The sequence below is a fragment of the Kribbella sp. NPDC104740 genome (genome assembly GCF_055583505.1).
On the sequence record NZ_JBVJNV010000002.1, the window covers coordinates 578,029 to 604,081 of the forward strand.

At 71.5% G+C, this 26,053-nt stretch carries 23 protein-coding genes and 1 riboswitch; of the genes, 12 read left to right on the forward strand and 11 right to left on the reverse strand.

Annotated features, from left to right (window positions below):
* Positions 1-46 precede the first annotated feature (46 nt).
* On the forward strand, positions 47-532 hold the full coding sequence (locus ACZ6Z4_RS12320) for a MarR family winged helix-turn-helix transcriptional regulator (protein WP_465561962.1): 486 nt from the start codon (positions 47-49) through the stop codon (positions 530-532).
* Here the strand turns inward: ACZ6Z4_RS12320 and ACZ6Z4_RS12325 are convergent.
* Positions 529-2,448, reverse strand: coding sequence for a potassium transporter Kup (locus ACZ6Z4_RS12325; RefSeq protein WP_465561964.1), 1,920 nt, complete (start codon positions 2,446-2,448; stop codon positions 529-531). The two genes, ACZ6Z4_RS12320 and ACZ6Z4_RS12325, sit on opposite strands and share 4 nt — an antisense overlap.
* Before the next feature lie 87 nt (positions 2,449-2,535).
* Positions 2,536-2,750, forward strand: a riboswitch (cobalamin riboswitch).
* Positions 2,751-2,869: 119 nt separating this feature from the next.
* Between ACZ6Z4_RS12325 and metE the strand changes: the two genes are divergently transcribed.
* From metE to ACZ6Z4_RS12345, 4 genes are all read left to right on the forward strand, one after another.
* Complete coding sequence (gene metE / locus ACZ6Z4_RS12330; RefSeq protein WP_465561966.1) at positions 2,870-5,173, forward strand: 5-methyltetrahydropteroyltriglutamate--homocysteine S-methyltransferase; 2,304 nt, start codon at positions 2,870-2,872, stop codon at positions 5,171-5,173.
* Between the two features lie 86 nt (positions 5,174-5,259).
* Positions 5,260-6,447: an ornithine--oxo-acid transaminase gene (gene rocD, locus ACZ6Z4_RS12335; RefSeq protein WP_465563752.1), complete on the forward strand. Its 1,188-nt coding sequence runs from the start codon at positions 5,260-5,262 to the stop codon at positions 6,445-6,447.
* Between the two features lie 65 nt (positions 6,448-6,512).
* The gene (locus tag ACZ6Z4_RS12340) at positions 6,513-6,830 is read left to right on the forward strand and encodes a hypothetical protein (RefSeq protein WP_465561968.1); all 318 of its coding nucleotides are present in this window, start codon (positions 6,513-6,515) and stop codon (positions 6,828-6,830) included.
* Positions 6,831-6,919: 89 nt separating this feature from the next.
* Complete coding sequence (locus ACZ6Z4_RS12345; protein WP_465561970.1) at positions 6,920-7,417, forward strand: pyridoxamine 5'-phosphate oxidase family protein; 498 nt, start codon at positions 6,920-6,922, stop codon at positions 7,415-7,417.
* A 68-nt stretch (positions 7,418-7,485) separates the two neighbouring features.
* On the opposite strand, the gene ACZ6Z4_RS12350 is transcribed toward ACZ6Z4_RS12345, so the two are convergent.
* Genes ACZ6Z4_RS12350 through ACZ6Z4_RS12370 form a run of 5 tightly spaced genes read right to left on the reverse strand, consistent with a single transcriptional unit; the run spans position 7,486 to position 14,162 of the window.
* Positions 7,486-9,588, reverse strand: coding sequence for a catalase (locus ACZ6Z4_RS12350; RefSeq protein WP_465561972.1), 2,103 nt, complete (start codon positions 9,586-9,588; stop codon positions 7,486-7,488).
* A gap of 9 nt (positions 9,589-9,597) precedes the next feature.
* Positions 9,598-10,320, reverse strand: coding sequence for a glycosyltransferase family 2 protein (locus ACZ6Z4_RS12355; RefSeq protein WP_465561973.1), 723 nt, complete (start codon positions 10,318-10,320; stop codon positions 9,598-9,600).
* A complete protein-coding gene (locus ACZ6Z4_RS12360; RefSeq protein WP_465561975.1) occupies positions 10,317-11,633 on the reverse strand; it encodes a PIG-L family deacetylase in 1,317 nt (438 codons plus the stop codon). The genes ACZ6Z4_RS12355 and ACZ6Z4_RS12360 overlap by 4 nt, the downstream gene beginning before the upstream one ends.
* Positions 11,630-12,586: an acyl-CoA dehydrogenase family protein gene (locus ACZ6Z4_RS12365; protein WP_465561976.1), complete on the reverse strand. Its 957-nt coding sequence runs from the start codon at positions 12,584-12,586 to the stop codon at positions 11,630-11,632. Before ACZ6Z4_RS12365 ends, ACZ6Z4_RS12360 begins: the two co-directional genes overlap by 4 nt.
* A 19-nt stretch (positions 12,587-12,605) precedes the next feature.
* Positions 12,606-14,162 carry a phytoene desaturase family protein gene (locus ACZ6Z4_RS12370; protein ID WP_465561978.1) on the reverse strand — a complete coding sequence of 519 codons (1,557 nt, stop codon included), beginning with the start codon at positions 14,160-14,162 and terminating at the stop codon, positions 12,606-12,608.
* Positions 14,163-14,217: 55 nt separating this feature from the next.
* Here ACZ6Z4_RS12370 and ACZ6Z4_RS12375 point away from each other — a divergent pair, with 55 nt between their 5' ends.
* The 3 genes from ACZ6Z4_RS12375 to ACZ6Z4_RS12385 are packed head-to-tail and all read left to right on the forward strand — an operon-like array spanning position 14,218 to position 15,962.
* Entirely contained in the window at positions 14,218-14,655 is a 438-nt protein-coding gene (locus ACZ6Z4_RS12375; protein ID WP_465561980.1) for an SRPBCC family protein, read from the forward strand.
* A complete protein-coding gene (locus ACZ6Z4_RS12380) occupies positions 14,652-15,479 on the forward strand; it encodes an SDR family NAD(P)-dependent oxidoreductase (RefSeq protein WP_465561982.1) in 828 nt (275 codons plus the stop codon). Before ACZ6Z4_RS12375 ends, ACZ6Z4_RS12380 begins: the two co-directional genes overlap by 4 nt.
* A 30-nt stretch (positions 15,480-15,509) precedes the next feature.
* On the forward strand, positions 15,510-15,962 hold the full coding sequence (locus tag ACZ6Z4_RS12385; RefSeq protein WP_465561985.1) for a hemerythrin domain-containing protein: 453 nt from the start codon (positions 15,510-15,512) through the stop codon (positions 15,960-15,962).
* Position 15,963: 1 nt separating this feature from the next.
* Here ACZ6Z4_RS12385 and ACZ6Z4_RS12390 read toward each other — a convergent pair whose 3' ends face one another.
* Positions 15,964-16,320, reverse strand: coding sequence for a VOC family protein (locus ACZ6Z4_RS12390; protein ID WP_465561989.1), 357 nt, complete (start codon positions 16,318-16,320; stop codon positions 15,964-15,966).
* Between the two features lie 72 nt (positions 16,321-16,392).
* Here ACZ6Z4_RS12390 and ACZ6Z4_RS12395 point away from each other — a divergent pair, with 72 nt between their 5' ends.
* Entirely contained in the window at positions 16,393-17,217 is an 825-nt protein-coding gene (locus ACZ6Z4_RS12395) for an oxidoreductase (RefSeq protein ID WP_465561991.1), read from the forward strand.
* 10 nt (positions 17,218-17,227) lie between these two features.
* On the opposite strand, the gene ACZ6Z4_RS12400 is transcribed toward ACZ6Z4_RS12395, so the two are convergent.
* Together ACZ6Z4_RS12400 and ACZ6Z4_RS12405 are read right to left on the reverse strand one after the other, a co-directional pair.
* Positions 17,228-18,583: a dihydrolipoyl dehydrogenase family protein gene (locus tag ACZ6Z4_RS12400; RefSeq protein ID WP_465561993.1), complete on the reverse strand. Its 1,356-nt coding sequence runs from the start codon at positions 18,581-18,583 to the stop codon at positions 17,228-17,230.
* Positions 18,580-19,194 carry a VOC family protein gene (locus ACZ6Z4_RS12405; RefSeq protein ID WP_465561995.1) on the reverse strand — a complete coding sequence of 205 codons (615 nt, stop codon included), beginning with the start codon at positions 19,192-19,194 and terminating at the stop codon, positions 18,580-18,582. The genes ACZ6Z4_RS12400 and ACZ6Z4_RS12405 overlap by 4 nt, the downstream gene beginning before the upstream one ends.
* 164 nt (positions 19,195-19,358) lie before the next feature.
* On the opposite strand from ACZ6Z4_RS12405, the gene ACZ6Z4_RS12410 reads away from it, so the two are divergent.
* Complete coding sequence (locus tag ACZ6Z4_RS12410; protein ID WP_465561997.1) at positions 19,359-20,825, forward strand: MFS transporter; 1,467 nt, start codon at positions 19,359-19,361, stop codon at positions 20,823-20,825.
* Positions 20,826-20,833: 8 nt separating this feature from the next.
* Complete coding sequence (locus ACZ6Z4_RS12415; protein ID WP_465561999.1) at positions 20,834-21,619, forward strand: SDR family oxidoreductase; 786 nt, start codon at positions 20,834-20,836, stop codon at positions 21,617-21,619.
* On the opposite strand, the gene ACZ6Z4_RS12420 is transcribed toward ACZ6Z4_RS12415, so the two are convergent.
* Positions 21,616-24,348, reverse strand: a complete 2,733-nt coding sequence (locus tag ACZ6Z4_RS12420; protein WP_465562001.1) for an ATP-binding protein — start codon at positions 24,346-24,348, stop codon at positions 21,616-21,618. The two genes, ACZ6Z4_RS12415 and ACZ6Z4_RS12420, sit on opposite strands and share 4 nt — an antisense overlap.
* A gap of 328 nt (positions 24,349-24,676) precedes the next feature.
* Between ACZ6Z4_RS12420 and ACZ6Z4_RS12425 the strand changes: the two genes are divergently transcribed.
* Entirely contained in the window at positions 24,677-25,309 is a 633-nt protein-coding gene (locus tag ACZ6Z4_RS12425; RefSeq protein WP_465562003.1) for an alkaline phosphatase PhoX, read from the forward strand.
* A 22-nt stretch (positions 25,310-25,331) separates the two neighbouring features.
* Here the strand turns inward: ACZ6Z4_RS12425 and ACZ6Z4_RS12430 are convergent, their stop codons facing one another.
* A complete protein-coding gene (locus ACZ6Z4_RS12430; RefSeq protein WP_465562005.1) occupies positions 25,332-26,048 on the reverse strand; it encodes an HNH endonuclease family protein in 717 nt (238 codons plus the stop codon).
* Positions 26,049-26,053: the final 5 nt, after the last annotated feature.

Sequence of the window (26,053 nt, forward strand, 5' to 3'; positions counted from 1 at the left end):
GACGAAATGCGCTAGGCTGGTCGGAAGCTGACGAGAGGAGACGGCGTTGACCACGCGTGCGAAGCAGAGGACCGCGGACCCGGACCTGGGCGTGCTGTCCGGCCGGCTCCTGTTCGCCTTCCAGCGCGAGCTGTTCGCGGAGGTCGCGGCGCAGGGCTTCGACGACCTCAAGCACCGGCACGGCGCCGTGATGGCCTACCTCGAGCCCGACGGCGTCCGCGCGACCGAGCTGTCCCGGCTGTCCGGTCAGCACAAGCAGATCATCGGCACGCTGGTCGACGAGCTCGAAGCCCTCGGGTACCTGGAACGCCGTCCCGACCCCAGCGACCGGCGCGCGAAGCTGGTCTGCCCGACCGAGCGCGGCCTGGCCCAGATGCGGACCGCGGACGCGGTCATCGCCGGGATCGAGGCTGAGCACGCCGAGCGGCTGGGCGCGCAGAACTACCGGCGGTTCAAAGAGACGTTCCTCGACGTCGTCGAGCACCAGCGCCGCCGGCGCGGCCCCCAACCGGAGAGCGACACCGAGGACTAGACGTCGATCCGGGAGCCCATGATGACCACCCGGTCGCGGGGCAGCCCGAAGTACTCGGCGGCGTCCGCGCTGATGTGCGACGTGGCCACGAACAGCCGGCTGCGCCAGCGCGCCATGTCCGGCTTGTCCCCGAGCCGCAGCTCGATCGTCGACAGGAAGTACGACGTGTCGCTCAGGTCCAGCGACGCGACCTCGGCGCTCTGCTCCGCGGCCAGCCGCAGTACGCCCGCGACATCCGGAGTCTGGACGTAGCCGAACCGCGCCGTCACGTGCACGATCCGGTCGTCGTCGAAGCCGAGGTCGTCGATCGTGATCCGCTCGTCGTCCGGCACCGACGGGACCGGCTCGGTCTCGATCGACAGGATCACGACGTTCTCGTGCAGGATGTGGTTGTGCTCGACGTTCGCGCGCATCGCCAGCGGCACGGTGTCCTTGCCGCGGTTCAGGAAGACCGCCGTACCGGGCACTCGCCGCAGCGGCGGCCGCGCGTCGTGCAGCTCGTTGATGAAGGTGGTCAGTGACCCTTCCTGGCGCTCGCGGCGCGCGGTGACCAGCGCCCGGCCGCGCTGCCAGGTGGTGAGCACGGTGAAGACCGTGATGCCGATCAGCAGCGGCAGCCAGGCGCCGTGCACGAGCTTGGTCAGGTTCGCCGCGAGGAACAGCAGCTCGATCGACAGGAACACCGCGCCACCGCCGATCACCACCCACATCGGCTTACCCCACTGCTTGCGGACGATGTAGAAGAACAGCACGGTGTTGATCGTCACCGTCGCGGTGACCGCCATCCCGAACGCGAACGCGAGCGCGGCCGAGGTCTGGAACGCGAAGACCAGCGTCAGCACCGAGATCATCAGCGCCCAGTTGATCCACGGCACGTAGATCTGGCCGATCGTCTTGCTCGACGTGTGCAGGATCCGCAGCCGCGGCAGGTACCCGAGCTGGACCGCCTGACGGGCGACCGAGAACGCTCCGGTGATCACGGCCTGGGACGCGATCACGGTCGCGGCGGTCGCGAGCAGGACCAGCGGGATCCGGCCCCAGTCCGGCACCAGCAGGAAGAACGGGCTGCTCACCGACGCCTGGTCCTTGAGCACCAGGGCGCCCTGGCCGAGGTAGCTGAGGATGCAGGCCGGGAAGACCAGGACCAGCCAGGCCCGGGTGATCGGCGCGCGGCCGAAGTGCCCGAGGTCGGCGTACAGGGCCTCGGCGCCGGTGATCGCGAGCACGACCGCGGCCAGCGCGAAGAACGCGTGCCCGAAGTGGTTGGTCAGGAAGCCGAGCGCGTACGTCGGCGACAGCGCCTCCAGGATCTGCGGGTGCCGGGTGATCCCGCCGATCCCGGCCGCGCCGATGGTGACGAACCAGAGCACCATCACGACGCCGAACGAGCGCCCGATCCGGCCGGTGCCGAGGCGCTGCAGGGTGAACAGCACGACGATGATCGTCGCGGTGATCGGTACGACGTACGAGTCCAGCCCGGGCTCGACGACCTTCAGGCCCTCGACCGCGGACAGCACCGAGATGGCCGGCGTGATCATCGAGTCGCCGAAGAACAGCGACGCGCCGAAGATGCCGAGCCCGGCCAGGATCACCTTGGTCCGCCGGGTGCCGTTGGTGCCGTGGCTGCGGATCAGCGTGATCAGGGCCAGGATGCCGCCCTCGCCGTGGTTGTCGGCGCGCAGCACGAGCAGCACGTACTTGATCGTCACGATGATCGTGACCGCCCAGAAGATCAGCGACACGATCCCGAACACGCTGTCGGCCGAGACCGGTACCGGGTGCGGGTCACCGGGGTTGAACACGGTCTGGATGGTGTAGATCGGGCTGGTCCCGATGTCGCCGAAGACGACGCCGAGGGCGCCGATGGTCAGCAGGGTCCGGGACTGCACGCGGCCGTCCGCGTGGTCGGCGCTCATCGCGTCAGCCTGTTCACGGGCGCATTGAACCACCGCGACCTGTCCGAGGGACCGATCACACTCACCCGGCGCTGTGAGAATTCTGTGAGAAAGTGGTGACGCAGTGGTTCGGCCCGGTCGCCAGTCGGGTCGTCGTAAGAGGGAACCCGGTGGAAATCCGGGACTGCCCCGCAGCGGTGAGTGGGAACGACCGCCGTCATCAGCACTGGACCGGAGGACCGGTCTGGGAAGCGACGGCCAGTAGGTGCCTGGGACCAGGCGTGCCCGCGAGTCCGAAGACCTGCCCCTGCCCGCCGTGCGTCGTCGTCCGGCGGTGACCGCGTGACCTCGTGGGAAGGTCGGCCGTGCGCGCACCGTCGCGCCTGCCCGTCGTTCTCCTGGGGTCCGGGGTCTTCGAGACTGCCTCGCCAAGGAGAGACACTTGAACACCCAGTCAGCAGCACGCTCCACCGTGTCCGGCTACCCGCGTCAGGGCCCGAACCGGGAGCTGAAGAAGGCGATCGAGGGCTACTGGAAGGGCACGGTCAGCGCCGACGCCCTCCGGCAGACCGCCGCGGACCTGCGCAGGGCCAACTGGCAGCAGCTCGCGGCCGACGGCATCGACGAGGTCCCGACCGGTGACTTCTCGTACTACGACCACGTGCTGGACACCTCGGTCCTGCTCGGCGCGATCCCCGAGCGGCACCGCGCGGCCGTCGCGGCGGACCCGCTGGACGGCTACTTCGCGATGGCCCGCGGCACCCAGGAGGTCGCGCCGCTGGAGATGACGAAGTGGTTCGACACCAACTACCACTACCTGGTCCCCGAGCTCGGCCCGGACACCACGTTCGCCGCCGACACCGGCAAGCAGGTCGGCGAGCTGCGGGAGGCGATCGCGCTCGGCCTGACCGCCCGCCCGGTCCTCGTCGGCCCGATCACCTACCTGCTGCTGGCCAAGCCGGCGCCGGGCGTCGACGAGCACTTCGAGCCGCTGTCGCTGCTCGACAAGCTCCTCCCCGTGTACGCCGAGGTGCTCGCCGACCTCCGCACCGCCGGCGCGGGCTGGGTGCAGCTGGACGAGCCGGCGCTGGTCCAGGACCGCTCGGCCGACGAGCTCGACCTCACCGCGCGTGCGTACGCCGTACTGGGTGAGCTGACCGACCGGCCGCGGCTGCTCGTCGCGTCGTACTTCGACCGGCTCGGCCAGGCGCTGCCGGTGCTGGCCAAGTCGCCGGTCGAGGGGCTCGCGATCGACTTCACCGGTCCCGCCGAGGGCAACCTCGACGACCTGGTCGCCGCCTCCGAGGTGCGCTCCAAGCGACTCGTCGCGGGTGTCGTCAACGGCCGCAACATCTGGATCAACGACCTGACCAAGTCGCTGGCCACCCTGAACCGGCTGCGCACGCTGGCCGGTCAGGTCGACGTCGGCGCGTCCTGCTCGCTCCTGCACGTCCCGTACGACGTGAGCGCCGAGGACGGGATCGCGCCGGAGGTCGCGAGCTGGCTCGCGTTCGCGCGCCAGAAGTCCGCCGAGATCGCCACGCTGACACTCGGCTACAGCGAGGGCGCCGAGGCGATCGCCGATCAGCTGGCGGCGAACCAGGCCGCGCTGGAGTCGCGGCGTGCGTCGGCGCTGACCAACAACCCGTCCGTCCGCGCGCGGGTCGCCGGGATCACCCCGTCCGACAGCAAGCGGGCGACGCCGTACGCCGAACGCAGCGCCGCCCAGCAGGCCCGGCTCGGGCTCCCCCTGCTCCCGACCACGACCGTCGGCTCGTTCCCGCAGACCACCGAGCTCCGCACGGCCCGCGCCGACCTGCGCGCCGGACGGATCGACGCGACCCAGTACGACGAGCGGATCGGCGCCGAGATCCAGGAGGTGCTCGCGTTCCAGGAGAAGGCCGGCCTGGACGTGCTCGTGCACGGCGAGCCCGAGCGCAACGACATGGTCCAGTACTTCGCCGAGCAGCTCGACGGGTACCTGGCCACGCAGCACGGCTGGGTCCAGTCGTACGGCACCCGGTACGTGCGGCCGCCGGTGCTCGTCGGCGACATCTCCCGGCCCGAGCCGATGACCGTTCGCTGGTGGGCGTACGCGCAGCTGCAGACCGAGCGGCCGGTGAAGGGGATGCTGACCGGGCCGGTGACGATGCTCGCCTGGTCGTTCGTCCGCGACGACCAGCCGCGCAGCGAGACCGCGCGGCAGGTCGCACTGGCACTGCGGGACGAGGTGAACGATCTCGAGGCGGCCGGTGCCGCGGTGATCCAGGTCGACGAGCCGGCGCTGCGGGAGACGCTGCCGCTGCGGCAGGCCGACCGAGCGGCGTACCTGGCGTGGGGCACGGAGGCGTTCCGGCTGACGACGAGCGGCGTACGCGCGGACACGCAGATCCACACGCACATGTGTTACGTGGAGTTCGGCGACATCCTGAACGCGCTGGACGAGATGGAGGCCGACGTCGCCAGCCTGGAGGCGGCCCGCTCGCACATGCAGGTCGCGCACGAGCTCGGCGACGCCGGGTACCCGCGCGGGGTCGGGCCGGGCGTGTACGACATCCACTCGCCGCGGGTGCCCGGTACGCCGGAAGTCGTGTCGCTGCTGCGGAAGGGCCTGGCCGCGATCCCGGCCGAGCGGCTCTGGGTGAATCCGGACTGCGGGCTGAAGACGCGCGGGTGGCCGGAAGTGCGTGACTCGCTGGACAACCTGGTCGGTGCCGCGCGGGATGTCCGCGCCCAGCTCGGCTGATCTCGGTAGCAGGTAGTACAGGATATGCTCTCCTGTACTACCTGTTACTTCATTGAACGAAGGGGCGATCTGTGACCGATCCGGTGATGCTGGAAGAGCAGTTCGGCGCGCACAACTACCACCCGCTGCCGGTCACGATCGCCACCGCCGACGGCGCCTGGGTGACCGACACCGCCGGGCAGCGGTACCTGGACTGCCTGGCCGGCTACTCGGCGCTGAACTTCGGGCACCGGCACCCGGCGCTGATCGCCGCCGCCACCGAGCAGCTCGGCCGGGTCACGCTGACCAGCCGGGCGTTCCACCACGACCAGCTCGGCCCGTTCTGCGCCGAGCTGGCCGCGCTCGCGGGCAAGGACGCGGTGCTGCCGATGAACTCGGGCGCCGAGGCGGTCGAGACCGCGCTCAAGCTGGCGCGCCGCTGGGGCTACCTGGTCAAGGGCGTCCCGGACGGTAAGGCCACGATCATCGTTGCTGATGGCAACTTCCATGGCCGGACCATCAGCATCATCAGCTTCTCCGGCGACGCCGTCGCGCACGACAACTACGGGCCGTACACGCCGGGCTTCCGCTCCGTCCCGTACGGCGACGCGGCCGCGCTGGAGGCGGCGATCGACGAGACGACCGTCGCGGTGCTGCTCGAGCCGGTGCAGGGCGAGGCGGGGGTGATCGTGCCACCTCCCGGCTACCTCGCCGCCGTCCGGGAAGCCTGCACGGCGAACAACGTGCTGATGATCGCCGACGAGATCCAGTCCGGGCTCGGCCGGGCCGGCGCGACGTTCGCGTCGCAGCGGGCGGGCGTCGTACCGGACGTGTACATCCTCGGGAAGGCGCTCGGCGGCGGGATCGTCGCGCTGTCGGCGGTGGTGACCGATCGGGCGATCATGGACGTGATCACGCCGGGAACGCACGGCAGCACCTTCGGCGGCAACCCGTTGGCTGCCGCGGTCGGGCGGGCGGTGGTGAAGCTGCTGGAGCCGGGTGAGCTGCAGCAGCACGCGCTCACGCTCGAAGGGGAGCTGCGCGATCGGCTGGAGCCGCTGCAGGCTCACGGGCTGGTGGGGCTTCGGATCCACGGGCTGTGGGCGGGGGTCGACCTCGATCCGGCGCTCGGCACCGGGCGTGATCTGTGCGAAAGGCTCGCGGAGCACGGCGTACTGGCGAAGGACACCCACGGATCGACCATCCGCCTGTCCCCGCCGCTGACCGTCACCACGACGACCTTGGACTGGCTCACCGAACGCTTCACCCTCGCGCTGAAGTCGCTCGCCGCCTGACCTGGAGGCTCCGGGCCCGCCCGGAGCCTCCTTTTCCACATCTCCGTGCTGGGTACCGGTTGCTCATGACATCCCGACGGAGCACGGCCCTCCCGGCAAGCCTCCTCGCCGCTGCACTCCTGGTCTGCAGCCTGACCCTGGTCACCGCGGCGAGCGCTCAGGCCGCGGACTCGCCGACGCCCTCCATCGGCGCGACCGCTTCCCCGGGCGCGAACCCACCCGGCTCCGCCGACGGCGACACCAGCGACTGGACCGGCACCAAGTGGCTCTACCTGGGCCTGGTCATCCCGTTCCTGTTCGTCGGCGGTGTCGTCCTGGCCAAACGCCGCTCCCGCGCCCAGAGCGACCACTCCCCCGATCCCCCGTCGCCGCGGGTGAACTGACGCTGCACAAGTTTCGTACTGCGCGCACAACTTCGGGGTACCGGGCGGAGGACAGCGAATCCGCCGAACCGAAGAGGTGTGCGTCACCGATGACCGAACAGCCCGATCCCGTGACCAAGGTCGCCGAACTGGTCGACCGTGCGAAGATCTCGATGCTGACCACGATGACGCTCGACGGCCGCCACGTGGCCCGGCCGATGGCCGTCCAGGAGGTCGAGTTCGACGGGGACCTGTGGTTCTTCGCCGCCTCGGACTCCGCGAAGGTGGCCGACGTCTTGGCCCACCCGCAGGTCAACGTCAGCTTCTCCAACGACAAGGCGAGCGAGTGGACGTCGATCGCCGGTACGGCGTCGGTCGTGGAGGACCGCCGGAAGGCGGAGGAGCTCTGGTCGCCGCAACTGAAGACCTGGTTCCCGGACGGGCTGGACACGCCTGAGCTGGTGCTGATCAAGGTCCGCGCCGAGAGCGCGGAGTACTGGGACGCGCCGAGCAGCAAGGTGGTCCAGGTGCTCGGCGCCGCTCGTGCGCTGGTGACCCGGAACCCCGACAAGTTCCCGGCCGAGAACGAGACCGTCGACCTCACCTGACGTCCGGACCACCTCCCGGGCAGCCGCCGCCGGCACCCTCATCCCCCTCGCCGGCGGCGGCCCGACCGTCAGGAAGCCATCACTTGTACGGCCCGCTCCCAGACCCGGTGCAGGCCCACCGCGTTCAGCAGCTCGGTGGTGAACGGCTTGGCCGGGCTCTCGCCCAGCACGATCCCCGGCGCTCCGGTGTCGATCCCGGCCGCGGCGAGCACCTGGTCGCCGTCGCCCCACGCGCCGATCACCTTGCAGTGCCGGAACAGTTCCCCGAGCAGGATCGACAGCTTGATGTCGCTGAAGTCGGGGATGCCTCCGGCAACCACCAGCGCGTCGTACTCGATCGAGCGGGTGGTGAGCAGCGTGCGCTCGACGATGTGCTCCGAGCGGCCCTTCTTGAGCGTCCCGCCGATCGGCGCGAGCAAACGCAGTACGGCGCCCTGCGCCTCGACCGCCCGCCGCAGCTTGGTCACGCCGGCCAGATCGGCGCCCGGCCCGGCGAACACCCCGATCACCCGCCCGGTGATCGGCCCCGGCTCGGCCGGCACCTGCGACAGCGCCGGCGACGGCTCCACCTCGACCGGCGCACCCGACGGCGCCGGCAGCCCGAGCCCCTCGGCGACGGCCGCGCACAGCTCGGCGTCGACGTTCGCCAGGACGCCGAGCATCCGCTCGCGGATCGGCTGCTCGTAGCACTTGCCGAGCTCGAAGGTGAACGCCTCCACGATGTGCACCCGCTCGACCTCGGTCATGCTCGCCCAGAACAGCGTCGCCTGGGAGAAGTGGTCGCCGAACGACACCGGGCTCTCCCGCACCGCCCGGCCCTCGATCTCCCGCGGCACCTGGACGTACCCGCCCTCGCGCTCGCGCGCGGGCCGCGGGGACGCGTCGATGCTGTTCGGCAGGTACGGCGAGACGCCCTGGTGGACGGCGGTCTGGTGCATCCCGTCGCGCAGGTTGTCGTTCACCGCGGCGTGCGGGCAGTTGATCGGCAGCTGGGTGAAGTTCGGGCCGCCGAGCCTGGTCAGCTGGGTGTCGAGGTACGAGAACAACCGGGCCTGCATCAACGGATCGTTGGTCACCTCGATGCCCGGCACCAGGGTTCCGGTGTGGAACGCGACCTGCTCGGTCTCGGCGAAGTAGTTGGTCGGGTTCCGGTCCAGTGTCAGCTTGCCGACCAGCTGCACCTCGGCCAGCTCCTCGGGCACGAGCTTCGTCGGGTCGAGCAGGTCGATCCCCTCGAACGTCTCGTCGGCGGAGTCGGGGAACAGCTGCAGCCCCAGCTCGAACTCCAGCGGCGCACCGGCCTCGATCCCGTCGGCCATGTCACGGCGGTGGAAGTCCGGGTCGGCCCCGGCCGCGAGCTGCGCCTCCTCCCAGACCAGCGAGTGCACGCCGGCCACCGGCTTCCAGTGGAACTTGGCCAGCGCGGTCGCGCCGTCGCCGTTCACCAGCCGGAAGGTGTGGACGCCGAAGCCCTCCATCGTCCGGTAGGAGCGCGGGATGCCGCGGTCCGACATCGCCCACATCACGTGGTGGGTCGCCTCGGTGTGCAGCGACACGAAGTCCCAGAAGGTGTCGTGCGCCGACTGCGCCTGCGGGATCTCGCGGTCCGGGTGCGGTTTGCCGGCGTGGATGATGTCGGGGAACTTGATCCCGTCCTGGATGAAGAACACCGGCATGTTGTTGCCGACGAGATCGAAGTTGCCCTCGTCGGTGTAGAACTTCACCGCGAACCCGCGGACGTCCCGCACGGTGTCGGCGGACCCGCGCGACCCGAGCACGGTCGAGAACCGCACGAACACCGGCGTCTCCCGGCCCGCCTGCAGGAAGCCGGCCTTGGTCGCCGCGGTCGCGTTCCCGTACGCCGTGAACGTCCCGTGCGCGGCCGCGCCGCGCGCGTGCACGACCCGCTCCGGGATCCGCTCGTGGTCGAAGTGGGTGATCTTCTCCCGCAGGTGGAAGTCCTCGAGCAGCGTCGGCCCGCGCGAGCCGGCTTTGAGCGAGTGGTCGGTGTCCGGTAGCCGCACGCCCTGGGCCGTGGTCAGGTAGTTGCCGGACTGCGCCCGAGCTTCCTGCCTGCCGGCCGCCCGCGTCGTGTTCGCGCTTCGCGCCTTCCGGCCCGTCGGGCCGGCGGCTTGCGGGGCTGCTTGGTCGGCTTTGCGTTTCGGGGGCACGGCGTCTCCTCAACTGGCTGGCTCGGACGCGTCCCGGTACCCCGGCGCAATCAGCCCGGCCAGCAGATCAGCGAGCCCGCCCTGGGCCCGGCCGACCACGCGCGCACTCGTCCGGACGGTCAGATCCAGCGGCTGCCGTACGGCGAACCCGGCCGCGACCAGCCGGAACCACAGATCCCTGTCCTCGCCGGTCCCGATCGGGCGGTAACCACCGACCGCGAGGAACGCACTCCCCCGGACACCGAAGTTCGCGCCGTGCACGTGGTCGTGGCTCACCGGGCGGATGCCGGCGGCAACCACTCCCGCGTAGCGTTCCCGCAGTACGGCGGTCAAGTGCACCGCCGGCTGCAGCTCGACCAGCCCGGTGACCGCGTCGGCACCTTCGTCGGCGTGCGCCAGTTGCTTGTGGGCCCAGTCGGCCGGCACCTGGGTGTCCGCGTCCGTTCCCAGCAGCCACACGGCCTCGGCATCACCGAATGCGGCGAGCACCGTCCTGGCGCCGAGATCCCGTACCTCGCCGAGCGACAACCTTCCGCCGTTCTCGATGATGGTTGCCCCCGGCATCGTCTCCCGCACGACCTGGACCGTCGTGTCGCCGCACCGGTCGGCGACCACGCACACCATCACCGGGCGATCGATCCCCTCCAGCGCCACCGCGAGCGACCGCAGACAAGCCCCGATCACCAGCTCCTCGTCATGCGCCGGAATCACCACCCCGACCGCCGCGATCATCGGCGGCGCAGCACGTGCAGCACGAACTCGTCCTCCACGTGCTCGACCAGCACCTCCAGCTCCTCCCGCGTCGTGAGCATCCGATGCGCCGCGTCCCCGTCGCGCGGAGCCTCCGGCGCCCACGGCCGCCAGTGCACCGCGACCACGTCCCCGCCCGGCTCCAGCGCATTCACGACCCCGTCGAGCGTCGCCGTCAGCGCCTCGTCGTCGAGGTAGTAGAGGATCTCGCTCAGCACGATCAGATCGGCCGCCCGCAGGATGCCCGGCAGCGCATCGACCACCACCTCAGCCCCCGGCGCAGCCCGGCGCGCCCGCTCGACTGCCTCAGGAACGGGATCGAACGCGAACACCTCGTCAGCCCGCGCCACCAGCTCTCGTGTCAGCTCGCCGACGCCGCAGGCCGGCTCCACCGCGCGCTGGTACCGCTCGTTGGGCAACGCCGCGAGCAGTACCGCCCGCTTCCGCCGCTCGTACCAGCTGTCGGCGGTGTGCCAGGGGTCTTCGGCCTGCTGGTACAGGTGCGCGAACCGCTCCACGGGCGCTGAGCCTCGCGGGGGCTCCCGGAACAGGACCTCGAAGCTGCGCCCGAAGTGCGTCAGCATCAGCGGATCGACGATCGGTTCCTCGCCGTTCGGGCCTGGCACGAGCTGGGAGGCGAACGCGGCGAGTGCCTTCTGCTTTCCGTCCTGCAACTGCTCGCCCAGCGGCACCCGAACGGCCCGCTCCCACGGCGGCTGCTCAGCGGTCTTCTCGTCGGACGGCTTCATCCAGTGCCACATCCAGACCGGGTACGACCAGCGGTGCGCCTCCACCGGCGCCGCGGCGAGACCGGCTCGGCCGACCGCGGCGTGGTCAGGATGCGGATCGCCCGGCCAGGGCAGCAGCACACAGTCCGCTCCTTGCAGCAGCCAGACCAACCGCTCGCGCAACTCCTCCTCACGTTCGGCCAGACCGGAGTCGGGCAGACCGAGAAACACCACCTCGACCTTGCCCGACCCGAGGATCTCCATCGCCGCCGCCAACTCCTCGCGACGCCGTACCGCCAACTCAGCCCTGGCTTCCGCCCCGAGCGCAGGGAACGCAGCCTCGCCATCGCTCGCCACGATCACCGTGACCTCTGCCCCGGCCGCGTGCAGCGCCTGGACCGTCCCGCCGACCCCGAGCGTCTCGTCGTCCGGATGCGCGGCCAGTACGACGACCCGCCGCGGCGCCGCCACGTCGAACTCGGGCAGCTCCCGCGCCGCGAAGAACTCCACCCACTCGTGCTCGCCGGTCAGCGCCCGAGCAGCCTCGCCCTCGCCGGTCGGCCTCACGCGCTCGCCTCCAGAAACCGCCGCCCGAGCGCGGCGTAGTCCCGCTCGGCGTGGTGCTGGCGCACGTACACCTGCAGATCAGCGAACGCCTGCGCGAACGCTCGGTCACGCGAGAGCGGCGTCGGCCCGACGATCCGCGGCACGCGGTCGGCGACCGCCCGGGCGGTCTGCTCGGCGCTCGCCCTCAGCAACCAGATCTGCATTGTGACGCCGTCACCTGCGTCGATCGCCGCAGCAGTCAGCTTCAACAGCCCCGCGGTCGCCGCGAGCGAGGTCTGCAGCTCGCCCAGGTGCGCGAGCTGATGCTCGTCGGCGCCCTTGCCGGCCTTCAGATAGTCGATCGTACGATCCACCAGACCGAGCGCCCCGCCGTACCAAACGGCAGCGACCCCACCGCCACCCCACCAGAAACCGGGCCGGCTCGTGTAGAACCCCCGCGATCCAATCCGGTTGCCCACCGCAACGTCCTCGAAGACGACGTCCGGACTGTCCGAGGCGTCCATCCCCACCGCTTGCCAGGTATCCGCGACCCGCACGATGCCGGGCTGATCGAGCGGTACGTCGTACATTCTGCTCTCGCCGTCGTCATCCAGCGCGACCACCAGCGCCCGATCCAGCGAGTGCGCCCCCGAGCAGAACCGTACGGTCCCGGACAGCTTCCCATCACGCACCATCGCGCCGGTCCCACCGGACCGCGCGGCCCAGACGCCGTACAGCGCCTCCTTCTCCGGCTCCACGCCGGCCTGCCGAAGAATCGAGGTCGCGTCGGTGTGGCCTTCCGCCAGCCGAGCCAGCGCCAGGTCGGTCCGCCCGAGCTCGGTCAACGCCCGCCACCGCTCGCTCGTCTGTCCTGCACCCGGCAGGGGCAGCTCCAAGCACCCACTGTCCGCGAGGTCGCGCAACCCGTCCGCCACCGACCCAGCAGACCGCCAACCACCCATCAAGTCACCCATGCCGGGCCGGTACCCCGGCTCAACGCCGGCGCACTCTGTTGTGAAGAATCGCGGCGCGGGCCGCGTTCGAGCCGCAGGCTCCGTGGACTCCGCCACCGGGGTGGGCTGACGCGGAGGCCAGGAACAGCCCCTTCACCGGTGTTTCGGCGCGGGCCAGCCCCGGGATCGGTCGGAACACCAACTGCTGGTGCAGCGCCGCGGTGCCTCCGTTGACCGCTCCGCCGACCAGGTTCGCGTCGCGGGACTCCAAGTCGCGCGGCGACATCACCCGACGCTGCGTGATGTGGCTCGTGAAGCCCGGTGCCGCTTGCTCGACCTTGGACTGGACGTGGTCGGCGAAGCGTGCGGTTTCGGCTGGGGTCCAGTCGCCGGTGTACGGGCCGTTGCCGCGGATTTCCTGGGGGACGTGGGTGTAGGCCCAGGCCGACTCGGTGCCGGCCGGCGAACGCGTGGGGTCGGCGGTGGTCATCTGGCCCATCAGGAGGAACGGGTTGTCGGGGACGCGGCCGGCCGCGAGTTGGGCTGCTGAGAGGGTCAGGGAGTCGACGGAGTCCGCCAGATGTACGGTCCCCGGGGACTTCGACGGGGTTTCGCGCCACGGGATGGGGGCGTCGAGGGCCCAGTCGACCTTGATCGTGCCGGGGTCCCACTCGAAGCCTCGCATCGCCCGCGTGACGCGCGAAGGCACAACCGCATCCGGCAGCAGGTCGCCGTACAGCGCCGGTGCCGACACATCAGCGAGCACCGCACGCCGTACGCCCAGGAACTCGTCCGCAGTCCGTACGCCGACCGCCCGCCCGCCGTGGACCTCGACGCCGACGACCCGCTCCCCGCACCGAATCACCCCGCCGCGCGCCACGAACCGCCGAGCCAGCGCGAGCGTCAACTGCCCGGCCCCACCCCGCGGCACGGGATAACCGAACTGCTGCCCGAGCATCACCAGCAACCAGCCCATCAGCCCCGACCCGGCCGATTCAGGGCTGATGTCCGCGTGCTGCGCGTTGGTTGCCAGCAGCATCTTCGCCGCATCCCCGTGGAACGTCCGATCGCCCAGCGACCGCACCGACGAAGCCAGCAGCCGGATCCGCTCCATCCCCCGCCGCCCGACCAGGTGCCGGACCAGCGCCGCCCCCGACCGCACCGGCGGGAACGGATCGAGCAGCAGCCCGATCATCCCGCGCTCGATCCGCCGCCAGTCGTCGTACATCTCCAGCCAGCTCTCGCCGTCGCCCGGTGCCATTTTGTCGAGCTCGTCAGCGGTCTCGAAGGGGTCGTTGTGCACGATCGCCCAGCCGCCGTCGGTCATCGGGTTGCCGACCGGCGCCGGCGCGTTCGACCACTCCAGGCCGAACTCGTCCAGCCCGAGCGCGCGGATCGTCGGCGACACCGCGGCCAGCGGGTAGAACGAGCTGAAGGTGTCGTGCACGAACCCGTCGGCGACGTCCTCGGCGCTGCGGACGGCGCCGCCGATCTGCGCGTTCGCCTCGAGCAGCAGCACCTCCCAGCCCTGGTCGGCGAGCAGGTTGGCCGCGACCAGCCCGTTCGGGCCGCCGCCGATCACGATCGCGTCGGTCATGGGCGCCCGGTGTCCAGATCCGGTCAGGTCATGCGCGATGGGTACTGGCAGGGGTATGAGCGAGAACGAGTGCCTGATCCACGCGTCCGTCGAGGACGTCTTCGCGGTGCTGACCGACGGCTGGTCGTACGCCGGGTGGGTGGTCGGCGCGTCCCGCGTGCGGGACGTGGAGGAGGGCTGGCCGCAGCCCGGGTTCAGCATCCACCACTCGGTCGGGAGCTGGCCGCTGCTGATCGACGACACCACGACGGTCGAGGAGTACATCCCGTCGATGTTGCTGCGGCTGCGGGTGCGGGCGTGGCCGACCGGTGAGGGCCGGGTCGAGTTCGAGGCGACGGAGAAGGACGGCGGCTGCCACCTGGTGATGCGCGAGCACGCCGTGAAGGGCCCGGCCGCGCTGATCCCGCAGGCGGTGCTCGACCCGGTGCTGAGCCTGCGCAACACCGAGACGCTACGCCGGCTGCGGCTGATCGCGGAGGGGCGCGAGACGTGATCGTCGTCGTCACCGGGGCGTCGAGCGGGATCGGCCGGGCGGCCGCTCTCGCGCTGGCCGCTCGCGGCGACACCGTCGTACTGGCCGGGCGGTCGCGGACCAGCCTGGACCGGATCGCCACCGAGTGCCGCGACGCCGGCGGGGACGCGGTGGTCGCGCCGACCGACGTGTCGGTCCGCGAGCAGGTCGAGGTGCTGGTCGATCTCGCGGTCGCGCGCTGCGGCCGGGTCGACGTCGTGCTGCACTGCGCGGCGGTGATGGCGTACGGCGAGTTCACGCAGGTCCCGCCGGAGGTCTTCGAGCGCGTTCTGCGGGTCGACATCGACGGGACGGTCAACGTCGCCCGCGTCGCCTTGCGGCGGTTCACCGCGCAGGGCGCCGGGCACCTGATCCTGGTCGGTTCGGTGGTCGGCAAGATGGCGCCGCCGTTCATGAGCTCGTACGTGATGAGCAAGTGGGCGGTGCACGGTCTCGCCCGGGCGCTGCAGGCGGAGGTCCGCGCGATCCCCGGCGTCGACGTCAGCCTGCTCGCGCCCGGCAGCATCGACACCCCGGTCTACGAACGCGCCGGCAACTACATCGGCCGGGTCGGCCAGCCGCCCCCGCCGGTCGGCGACGTCGACAAGGTCACCCAGGCGGTGCTTTCGCTCACCGGCCGCCCGCGCCGCGAGCTCTCGGTCGGTCTCGCGAACCCGGTGATGGTGTTCGGCTTCCGCTACCTGCCCGCCGTGTACGACGCGCTGGTGGTCACCCTGATGAAACGCCTCGGCCTGTCGCGCACCCCGACCGAGCCGACACCGGGCAACGTGTTCGAGCCGCACTGACCGGCGTACGGGCGGCCGAACCTGGTGCCGGTGCTCACCACGCTGCTGTCGGCGCACAGCCGCGCCGAGGAGTCGGCCGTCTACCCGGCGGCCGCCGCCGAGGCGGACGAGGCCGACGACGTCGCGCACAGCCAGCAGGAGCACGTCGAGGCCGACCAGCTGCTGGAGAAGCTCGCGAAGACCGACCCGACCTCGGCGGCCTTCGACAAGGTGCTGCAGAACCTCGTCGACGCGGTGACGCACCACGTCGAGGAGGAGGAGACCAAGGTCCTTCCCGGCATGCGGCAGCACCTGACCGACGAGCGGCGGCTCGAGCTCGGCGAGGCGTTCGTTGCCAGCCGCAAGGAGCATCTCGGCGACCAGCCGGAGGACATCACGCGCGACGAGTTGTTGCAGCAGGCCCGCAACGCCGACGTGTCCGGGGTGTCGTCGCTCGGCAAGGACGAGCTGAAGAAGAAGCTGCAGGCGGAGGCCGAGGAGTAGGTCAGGCAGCGCCCCAGACGATGCAGAACTCGTTGCCGGCGGGGTCGCGCAGGCACGCCCACTCGTCGCCGTCGTAGATGTCGAGGGCTCTCGTCGCGCCCAGCGCGAGGACCCGGTCGATCGCTGCGTCGCCTCGGGCGGCGGGGACGCGGAGGTCGAGGTGCACCGGATTCTTGCGGTCCGGTGCGGTGTCGGCGACGCGGCAGAAGTCGATTCGCACCGTTGCCCCGTGCAACTCGACGACCTCGTCGCCGCTCGCCCGCAGCTCGCCGCCGAGGAAGCGTTGCCAGAAGCGGCCGAGCTCCCAGGGGTCGGTGCAGTCGATCGCCACGGCCGCCAACTGCGGTACGTCGTCCATGCCCACACCGTACGACGGCTCTGGTGCCGTGGTGTTCGATGGACTCGTCGAACCGTCCACGGAAGGAACTCCATGTCCACCTGGTTCATCACCGGCTGCTCGACCGGACTCGGCCGGGCCTTCACCGAGGCGTTGCTCGCGCGCGGCGACAACGTCGTCGTCACCGCTCGGGACGTCAAGTCGGTCCAGGACCTCGCCGACGCGCACGCCGAGACGGCGCTGGTGCTGCCGCTCGACGTGACCGACGACGCGCAGGTCGCCGACGCGGTGGCGGCGGGCGAGAAGCGGTTCGGGAGCATCGACGTACTCGTGAACAACGCCGGGTACGGGTACCGCGCGGCGGTCGAGGAGGCTGACGACGCGGACGTGCGGCTGCTGTTCGAGACGCACGTGTTCGGGTCGGTGCGGACGATCAAGGCGGTGCTGCCGGGGATGCGGGAGCGGCGGGCCGGGACGATCGTGAACCTGTCGTCGATCGGGGCGCGGATCTCGCCGGCCGGGTCGGGGTACTACGCGGCGGTGAAGGCCGCGGTCGAGGCGCTCACGCTGTCGCTGCGCAAGGAGGTCGCGCCGCTCGGGATCACCGCGATGGTGGTCGAGCCGGGTGGGTTCCGGACCGACTTCGCGGGCCGGTCGCTGCAGCAGTCGGCCGAGGCGATCGGGGACTACGCCGAGACCGCGGGGAAGCGGCGCAAGGAGAACGACACCGTGCACGGGACGCAGCCGGGCGACCCGGCGAAGGCGGCCGCCGCGCTGATCGAAGCGGTCGAGTCGGACCACCCGCCGTACCTGCTGCTGCTCGGGAACGACGCGTCGACGGCGTTCCGGGCCGCGCTGGACGAGCTCCGCACCGAGGTGGACGCGTGGGAGCTCGTCAGCAGAGCGACCGACTTCTAGGCGCGAACGCTCAGGCCACCGCGTGCCGCGGCCTCGCCAGCTGTTCGTCGAGGTCGCGGAGCACGTGCAGGAACGCCTCCGAGAACGTCGGGAACGGCTGGATCACATCGAGCAGCACGTCGACCGGCACCTTGGCCCGGATCGCGACCGTTGCCTGCTGCAACCACTCCCCGGCCTCCGGCCCGACGGCGTACGCACCGATCAGCACCGCGCCGTCCGACACCACGGTCAGGAACCCCGGCTGGCTGTCGTACGCCCGCGTGTACGTCGCCGTCCGCGCGACCCCGGACAGCTGCACCGTACTCGTGTACGGCCCGTCCGCGGCCCCGACCGACGCGGCCTGCGGGTAGCAGAACACCACCCGCGGTACGGCGTCGTAGTCCGCGACGCGCGGCCGCCCCAGAATGTTGCTCGCGACCACCCGCCCCTGGTACTCGCCGACGTGCGTGAGCTGCCACAACCCGGTCACGTCCCCGATCGCCCACAGCCCCGGCCCGCAAGCGAGTCGCTCGTCGACCGGCACACCGCGCGGGTCCGGTGTGATCCCGACCGTCTCCAGCCCGATCCCGTCGACCCGCGGCCGCCGGCCGGTCGCCGCCAGGACATGATCACCGCGCAGCTCCGACCCATCGGCAAGAGCGACGACGTACTCGCCTTCCTCGATCCAGGCGTCCGCGACATCCTGGCCGAGCCGCACGTCCACCCCCGATGCAGCGAGCGCCGTACCAACGGCAACTCCCACCGAACGAGGCTCCCGCGACAGCAGGTGCTCACCCCGCTCGATCAGTACGACGGCCGACCCCATCCGCGCCAGCGCCTGACTCATCTCGACCCCGGTCGCGCCACCACCGACCACCAGCAACCGCTCGGGCACCTCCTTCATCCCGGTGACGTCCCGGTTGGTCCACACGCCCGGCACTCCCCGCAACGGTCCAGGAACGACCGGGTCAGCTCCGCACGCCAGCACCACGTCGTCAGCCGTGTAGCGCCGCTCCCCCACCAGCACCGCCCCCGGCCCGTCCAGCCGACCACTACCGCGCAGCACCTCCACACCAACACCAGCTGCCCACGCCACCTGCCCGGCGTCGTCGTACGACGACACCATGAAGTCCCGCCACTCCAGCGCACCCCGTACGTCGAGCGGCCGCGTCACAGCTTCCCGCGCCCCGGGCACCTCCCGGACCTCCGCCAGCGCCTCACCAGGTCGCAGCAGCGTCTTCGACGGGATGCAGGCCCAGTACGAGCACTCGCCGCCGAGCAACTCCCGCTCGACGACCGCTACCCGGGCGCCACCCTTGGCCAGCGCGGCGGCGCAGTGTTCCCCGGGCGCACCACCGCCGAGCACGATCACGTCGTAGTCGCTCACGACGGAAGCTCGGTCCCGGCCTGCTCGCTGACCATGTACGCGGCGTACCAGTCCGGCCAGTCCGGGTCCGCCTCGCCGGTGCGGGCCTCGTGCTCGCCGTGCGCGGCCGCGGCGCGGCGGAGCGCGCCGGCCAGGTCGGGAACGGAGGAGAACGACGTCTCGGCGTCGACCCGGCCGGGCAGGCGGGTGGTGATCTCCTGCAGCAGCCAGCCGTTGCCGTCCGGGTCCTGGAACGACAGGAACGAGCCGTAGCTGCTCCGCGCCGGGTCCGGGCCGGGGACACGCTCGGCGTCACCGGCGTGGTGGAAGATGCCGCCGGCGTCGTGCCACACCTCGCTCGGGTCGGCGCCGAGCCGCTTCAACTCGTCGTACGCCGCGTCGATGTCGTCGACGATCAGGTGCAATCCCTGCGCCGTCCCCGGTTCCTGCGCGGTCACCGACGACCCGAAGATCACCGAGGCCGGCGAGCCCGGCGGCGTCACCTGGACGACCCGGAACTTCTCGTCGGTCGCGATATCGGCGTCCAGCCGCCAGCCCAGCGTCGTGTAGAAGTCCTTGGCCCGGTCCACGTCGGAGACCGGTACCACGACGACCTCGAGCTTCATGTCCATGACCTGCACTCCTCGCACTCGTGGGAAGCCAACGCCCACGATCCTGGTCGGGCGGCGGCGCCGTCGAGCCAGGGAGTCACCCTGGCCGGGCCGGACCAGGGACATCCACGGGTGCGAGCCCGGGCCCGCGGGCGCAGAGTCGGTCCCGGCGGAAGGAGCCGGAGATGACGGCCGGATCAGACAGCGCACAGCTGGCAGCACTACGCAGCACCACCGGTACGGCGCTGCTCGCCGCGACCGTGCTCGCCTCGATGGTCGGCTTCCTGGACGCGTACATGGTCAACGTCGCGATCCCGTCGATCGGCACCGCGCTGGACGCCGGGGTCAGCCAGCTCCAGTGGGTCGTCACCGGCTACCTGCTCGCGGTCGCCTCCCTGCTGCTGCTCGCGGGCGCCCTGGCCGACCACTTCGGCCGCCGCCGCATCCTGGTCGTCGGGCTCGGCATCATGTTCGTCGCCTCGCTCGCCTGCGCGGCCGCACCGACGGTCGAGCTGCTGATCGCGGCCCGGGCTGTGCAGGGCGTCGGCGGCGCTCTCGTCGTACCGAGCAGCCTGGCGCTGCTCAACGGGACGCTGCGCCCAGCGGATCGCACGAAGGGCATCGGCGTCTGGGCCGGCATCTCGACGCTCGGTACGACGCTCGGCCCGTACGGCGGCGGCTGGCTGATCGACCACGGCTCCTGGCGCTATGTGTTCCTGCTGAACGTCCCGCTGATCGCGGCGGCGTACTGGGTGCTGCGGCATGTCCCCGAGGTGCAACGCTTCCGGCGGCCGCTGTCGCTCGACCTGCTCGGCGGGCTGCTCACGGTGGTCGGCCTGGGCGGCATCATCTACGCGCTGACCGCCGGGCCGTCGTCGGGCTGGACCAGTGCGCCGGTGCTGCTGACAGGGCTCGTCGGTGTCGGCTGCCTGGTCGTGCTGGTCCCGCTGGAGCAGCGGCGAGCCGCACCGATGGTTCGTACGGCGCTGTTCCGGATCCGGCAGTTCGTCGCGATCAATGCCACGACTGTGCTGTTCTACGGCGCGCTGAGCGCTGCGGCGTACCTGGTGGTGCTGCAGTGCCAACTGCAGCTCGGCTACAGCGCTACGGCAGCGGGGGCGGCACTGGTGCCGGAGTCCGTTGTGTTCTTGCTCGTGTCGCCGCTCGTCGGTGGACTGGTCGCGCGGGTCGGCACGCGCTGGCCGATGAGCGTGGGGATCCTCCTCGTTGCGGCTGGCTTCGCGTGGTTGTCGGCGGCTCGACCTGGTGACGGCTATCTGAGTGCTGTGCTGCCGGGCGCGGTCCTGTGGGGGCTCGGTCTCGGACTGGCGGTGGCGCCGCTGACGGCCGCCGTACTGGCTGCTGTGGACGACTCGGATCTCGGTGAGGCATCGGCGATCAACGACGCGGCGTCGCGGGTCGGCGGGGTGATCCTGGTCGCGCTCGTCCCGGCGCTGATCGGCGCGGGCGGTGCTCGCGATCTCGCCGAGCCGCTTGCCGAGGGCTACCGGACGGCGATGCTCGTGCTCGCCGGAGTGAGCGTCGTGGGAGCCGTGCTCACGGTGCTGTTCGTCGCGCCCGGACGTCCGCCGGTCGCCCAGATGCCCGCTGCTCAACCTCGTCTGCACGGCTGCGCCGTACCGACCACCTAGGAGAAGACATGACCGAGACCCTCACCAACGGCAGTACGCCGGCCGAACGCGCGGCGGGCGCCGTGCGGACCGGCGGGGCGCTCGACGGGCAGGCCGTCGTCGTGATCGGCGGCAGCTCGGGCATCGGGCTGGAGACCGCCCGGCAGGCTCGCGCGGCCGGGGCGCGCCTGTTCATCACCGGGCGGAACCGGGAGCGGCTCGCCAGCGCCGCGGCCGAGGTCGGCGCGGAGAGCACTGCGACGCTCGACGTCAGCGACGGCGTCCGGCTCGAGCGGGTGTTCGCCGGGCTGCCGACGCAGATCGACCACGTGCTGGTCAGCGGCGGCGGTCCGACGTACGCGCCGATCGCGGAGATGGACTTCGACGACGCGCTGCGCGGCTTCGAGGAGCGGCTGATCGGCGCGCTGCGGATCGCCCAGCTCTGCATCGGGCGAATCCCCGCAGGCGGTTCGATCACGCTGATCGGTGGAACCCACGCGCGCCGACCGGGCCTCGGACTGACCCTGGCAGCGATCGGCACCGCAGCGCTGCCCGCGATCGCCGCCAACGCAGCGATCGAGCTCGCACCGATTCGGGTCAACACCGTCGCGGCCGGCTTCGTCGACACTCCCCTGTCAGCGCGCCTGCTGGGCACCCAGCTCGACGACCGCCGCGAGGAGCTGCGCGCGACTCTGCCCATCCACCGCGTTGTCGGCCCGGAGGACGTCGCCGCCCTGGTCATCCACCTGATGACCAACACCGCCCTGACCGGCGCAACGTACGACGTCGACGGCGGCCAGCAGCTCATCCACTAACCCGACAGCTTCTCCAGATCGGTCCGCGGCAGCACCTCGCGCAGCCGCCGCCGCGAGCTGATCCCGAGCTTGTCGAAGATCTTCCGCAGGTGCCACTCCACCGTCCGCGGGCTCAGGAACAACCGCGCCCCCACCTCCGGGTTCGACAACCCGTCCCGCACCAGCAGCGCGATCTGCTGCTCCTGCGGCGTCAGCTCAGCCCCGGCAACCGGCGCCCCGACCCGCTTCCGCACGGTCTCGCCAGTAGCCAGCAGCTCCCGCCGCGCTCGCTCCGCGAACGCCTCCATCCCGATCGACCCGAACGCCTCGTGCGCCAGCCGCAGCTGCGTGCGCGCGTCGACCCGGCGGCTCTGCCGCCGCAACCACTCGCCGTACAGCAACCGCGCCCGCGCCAGATCCGGCCGCAGCCGGGTCCCCTCCAACAAGCCGATCGCCTCGACGTAAGCGTCCTCGGAGCCACTCACCAACCCGCGCGACCGCGCGGCGAGCCCGAGCCCCCACGGCTGCCCGGTGCTCCGCGCCCGCTCCTCCAGCCGCTCCAGCGCATCGGCCGCCGTCCGCTCGTCCCCACTCCGGACGCCGGCCTCGACCCACTCGCTCAGCGACCACCCCGACACGAACAACTCCGGGGTGTCGTTCCCCGCCATCCGCGCCGCCAGCAGCGCCTCGTCGTGCCGGCCGACCGAGTTCAGCAGCACCGACCGCGCCCACAGCGCGTACTGCACCGCGGTCCCCTGGCCCTCCGCCGACGCGCTCCGGATAGTTGCCTCGATCAACGGATACGCCTCGTTCTCGCGCCCGCGCAGCGAGGCCAGCACCAGCCCGCCGTACGGCGCGATCTTGGTCCCGGTCGCGTCCCGCACCGCGGTCGCCTCGGCGGCCAGCGACGCCGCCTCCCCGAAGTCCCCCTCCAGCGCCGCGACCTGACCGAGCACGTTCACCCCGACCGCCAGCACCGCCAATGCCCCCGTACTGCGCGCGACCTCGACCTGCCGAGTCGCCGTACCGACGCAGGCCTCGAAGTCCCACGACGTCGCCGCGGCCGCCGTCGCGACCCAGCCCCAGCGCAGCACCTCCTCGGCCGACACGTCCCCGTCCGCGAACGCCAGCGCCGCTTCCCGCAGTACCGGCAAGGCCTCAGCCCGCTGATCGGTCAGCAGCAACGCGAACCCGTCGAGCAGCAGATCCGACCCACGTGGCGACTCCGCCTGCGGCACCGACCGCGCAGCACTCGACACCTTCCGCAGATCCGCCGTCGTCGCCAGCCGCCCGGCGAACAGCGCCGCACTCCAGGCATCGAGGTACGTGTCCCGAGCCAGCCGTACGTCGAGCGGCTGCAACGTCTGCGCCGCCCGCAGCAACAACCCCGGCGCCTCACCCCCGCGCTGCACCGCGAACGCGGCCTCGGCGCGCAGCATGTCGACCCGCGCCCGCCCGAGCTCGTCCAGCTGCCCGGCCTCGGCGGTCGCCAGCAACCCCTGCGCCGCGTCGAACGCACCCGCCTGCAAGCCGGCCTGCGCCGCCGCCAGCGCGCGATCGCTGCGCGGCCCAGGATCCGCGGTCAGCCCGACCGCCCGCTGCAGGAACGCCGTCGCCGCAGCGAACCCACCGCGCGACTGCGCCCGCAACGCCGACCGCTCCAGCTCCTGCGCCACCGCCTCGTCCGGCCCCGACGCGGCCGCCGCGAGATGCCAGGCCCGCCGATCCGGATCGAGCTCCGGGTCCGTGACCCGCGCGAGCGCGAGATGGACCGCGCGCAGCTCCTGCGCCGTCGCCGAGCCGTACAGCGCCGACCGGACGAGCGGGTGCCGGAACGTCACCCGTTCGCCGAGCGTCAGCAGCCCGTCGATCTCCGCGAACGCCGCCGCGATCCCCAGCTCGTCCGCGGCCCGCCAGACGAGCACCGGATCACCCACCGGCTCGGCGGCCGCGACGAGCAGCAGCAACCGCGTCGACGACGGCAGCAGGTCCGCCTGCCGCAGAAAGCTCTCCTCGATCCGGCCCGGCAGCATCTGCGCCCCGAGCAGCCCGAACCCACCGGCCAGCTGCGTCGGCGTCAGCCCCCGCGGCAGCTCGATCAGCGCGAGCGGATTCCCACCGGTCTCCGCGATGATCCGATCCCGGACCGGCTCGTCGAGCACGAACCGGACCACCGACCCGAGCAGCGCCCGAGCGTCGGCGTCCGGCAGCCCGCCCACGGTCAACTCGTCGAGCGGCCGCAGCTCGTCACGCACCTCCCGCGCACCGAACAGCAGCCCGAGCGCCTCCGCATGCAGCCGCCGCGCGACGAACCCGAGCGTCTGCGCGGTCGCCGTGTCGAGCCACTGAGCGTCGTCCACGATGCAGAGCAGCGGCTGCTTGTCCGCCGACTCGGCGAGCAGGCTCAGCACCGCCAGCCCGACCATGAACCTGTCCGGCGGCGGCCCCGGCTGCAACCCGAACACCGTCGCCAGCGCGGCGCGCTGCGGCGACGGCAGGTGCGGCAGCCTGTCGAGCAGGGGCGAGCACAGCTGGTGCAGCGCGGCGAAGGCCAGCTCCTGCTCGGACTCGACCCCGACCGCGCGCAAGACCTGCAGCTCGGGCGCGGACTGTACGGCGTACTCGAGCAGGGCGGTCTTGCCGACCCCGGCGCCACCGCGCACGACCAGCACCCGGCTCCGGCCCGCGCGGATCTCCGCGACCAGGTCGTCGAGCGCTCCGCACTCCGACCGGCGTCCGAAAAGCTTCATGCCAGCCCCTCTTCCCCGCGGCGGGCGACCCGCTCCCGGGCGTCGCCGACCCCGGCCCACACTAACCCTCTCCCCCGTCGGCCGACGATCACCTGGAACTCAGACCCTGTTCATGTCGGCTCGGTTCACTGTCGGCTCCGCCCTTGTCACCGTGAGGAGTCAGCCTTTCCCCACTGGCGCCCAGGCCGACCCCACACCTTCCACCTCTTGTCCTTCGGACTCCACCGGCTGCGCCTGCTGCTGGGCCGGCGGACAGCCTCGCGTGCGACGCTGCCGGCGTGAGCCGTCCCCGACGCCTTCCGCCGACTTGCTCCACGACTCTTTCCTGGTGCCTTGCCTCTCGAACTGCTCTGGCGGCGCCACGCCGTGGGGCACCTGGCTGTCCTGCGAGGAGACCGACCCGTTCGGCACCAAGGCCGCCGTACGTCGCCCGGCGATGGGCCGCTTCTCGCACGAGGCCGCCGCGGCCGACCCGGACCGGCGCGTCGTCTACCTGACCGAGGACACCCCCGACGGCAGCCCGACGCGGACCCGCCGCCAGGTGTCCGGGATGAAGAAGTTCAACGGCGGCGAGGGCTGCTACTACCGCAACGGCACCTGCTTCTTCACCACCAAGGGCGACAACCGCGTCTGGGCCTACAACGCGGTGAACAACACGATCGCCATCGCGTACGACGACGGCCTGACCCCGAACCCGCCGCTCACCGGCGTCGACAACATCACCGGCACGTCGTCCGGCGACCTGTTCGTCGCCGAGGACGGCGGGAACCTGGAGATCTGCATCATCACGCCGAACGACGTGGTCGCGCCGTTCCTCCGGGTCACCGGCCAGTCGGGCTCCGAGCTGTGCGGCGTCGCGTTCAACCCGGCCGGCAACCGGCTGTACTTCTCGTCCCAGCGCGGGACCAGCGGTTCGAGCAGCGGCGGCATCACGTACGAGGTCACCGGCGACTTCCGCTGACCACCGGTCAGATCACACCCTGCTACTTGCAGGTCGGCGCGATCGTCCTCGCGGTGTCCCGGTCGGCGGCCGTGATCGGCAGCGCGTACTTGTGCGCGACCTGCAGGTAGCGCAGCACGTAGACGCACCGGAACGTCTTGTTCAGCGGCATCCACTCCCCCGGCCCCGAGTCGTTCTTGGACGCGTTCGCCGGGCCGTCGACCGCCAGCAGGTTCGCGGCCTGGTCGTTCGCGAAGTCGACGCGCCGCTGCGCCGGCCAGCGCGCCGCTCCCATGTCCCACGCCCGGGCCAACGGGTAGATGTGGTCGATCTGCACCTTCGTCGCCGCGGCCTTCCGGAACTCGACCCGCCGTCCGGTGTACGGCTCGCTGGTCAACGTCCCCTCGACCACCACGCAGCTCTTCGCCGTCCGGTTGTGGACGGCGGTCAGCTGCGCGGCGAGGATGTCGTTCCGGGTGTCGCACCCGTTGTGCCCGCCCGGCCCGTTGTGGTTGTCGGTCCAGCTCTGCCCGAACTGGTCGCGCTTGTACCCCGCGACCTCGGGCCGTACGGCGACCACCCGAGCCACCTTCAGCTCGGCCTCGATCGCCTTCCCGGACGCACCGGTCGGCTTGGCCGTGGGAGCGGGCGGCTTGGCCGTGGGAGCCGGCGGTTTGACGGTCGGCGAAGGCCCGGCACCAGCGGTCGGATAGGTGCACCCGGCAACAAAAAGGACAGCGACGAGGAAGAGGCGGATCACCGACG

What these genes read in the sequence shown, in the direction of transcription:
- ACZ6Z4_RS12325 (WP_465561964.1), bottom strand. Translation starts at nt 2,448, where the DNA reads ATGAGCGCCGACCACGCGGACGGCCGCGTGCAGTCCCGGACCCTGCTG.
- rocD (WP_465563752.1), top strand. Translation starts at nt 5,260, where the DNA reads ATGCTGGAAGAGCAGTTCGGCGCGCACAACTACCACCCGCTGCCGGTC.
- ACZ6Z4_RS12340 (WP_465561968.1), top strand. Translation starts at nt 6,513, where the DNA reads ATGACATCCCGACGGAGCACGGCCCTCCCGGCAAGCCTCCTCGCCGCT.
- ACZ6Z4_RS12345 (WP_465561970.1), top strand. Translation starts at nt 6,920, where the DNA reads ATGACCGAACAGCCCGATCCCGTGACCAAGGTCGCCGAACTGGTCGAC.
- ACZ6Z4_RS12355 (WP_465561973.1), bottom strand. Translation starts at nt 10,320, where the DNA reads ATGATCGCGGCGGTCGGGGTGGTGATTCCGGCGCATGACGAGGAGCTG.
- ACZ6Z4_RS12365 (WP_465561976.1), bottom strand. Translation starts at nt 12,586, where the DNA reads ATGGGTGACTTGATGGGTGGTTGGCGGTCTGCTGGGTCGGTGGCGGAC.
- ACZ6Z4_RS12370 (WP_465561978.1), bottom strand. Translation starts at nt 14,162, where the DNA reads ATGACCGACGCGATCGTGATCGGCGGCGGCCCGAACGGGCTGGTCGCG.
- ACZ6Z4_RS12375 (WP_465561980.1), top strand. Translation starts at nt 14,218, where the DNA reads ATGAGCGAGAACGAGTGCCTGATCCACGCGTCCGTCGAGGACGTCTTC.
- ACZ6Z4_RS12390 (WP_465561989.1), bottom strand. Translation starts at nt 16,320, where the DNA reads ATGGACGACGTACCGCAGTTGGCGGCCGTGGCGATCGACTGCACCGAC.
- ACZ6Z4_RS12395 (WP_465561991.1), top strand. Translation starts at nt 16,393, where the DNA reads ATGTCCACCTGGTTCATCACCGGCTGCTCGACCGGACTCGGCCGGGCC.
- ACZ6Z4_RS12405 (WP_465561995.1), bottom strand. Translation starts at nt 19,194, where the DNA reads ATGGACATGAAGCTCGAGGTCGTCGTGGTACCGGTCTCCGACGTGGAC.
- ACZ6Z4_RS12410 (WP_465561997.1), top strand. Translation starts at nt 19,359, where the DNA reads ATGACGGCCGGATCAGACAGCGCACAGCTGGCAGCACTACGCAGCACC.
- ACZ6Z4_RS12415 (WP_465561999.1), top strand. Translation starts at nt 20,834, where the DNA reads ATGACCGAGACCCTCACCAACGGCAGTACGCCGGCCGAACGCGCGGCG.
- ACZ6Z4_RS12420 (WP_465562001.1), bottom strand. Translation starts at nt 24,348, where the DNA reads ATGAAGCTTTTCGGACGCCGGTCGGAGTGCGGAGCGCTCGACGACCTG.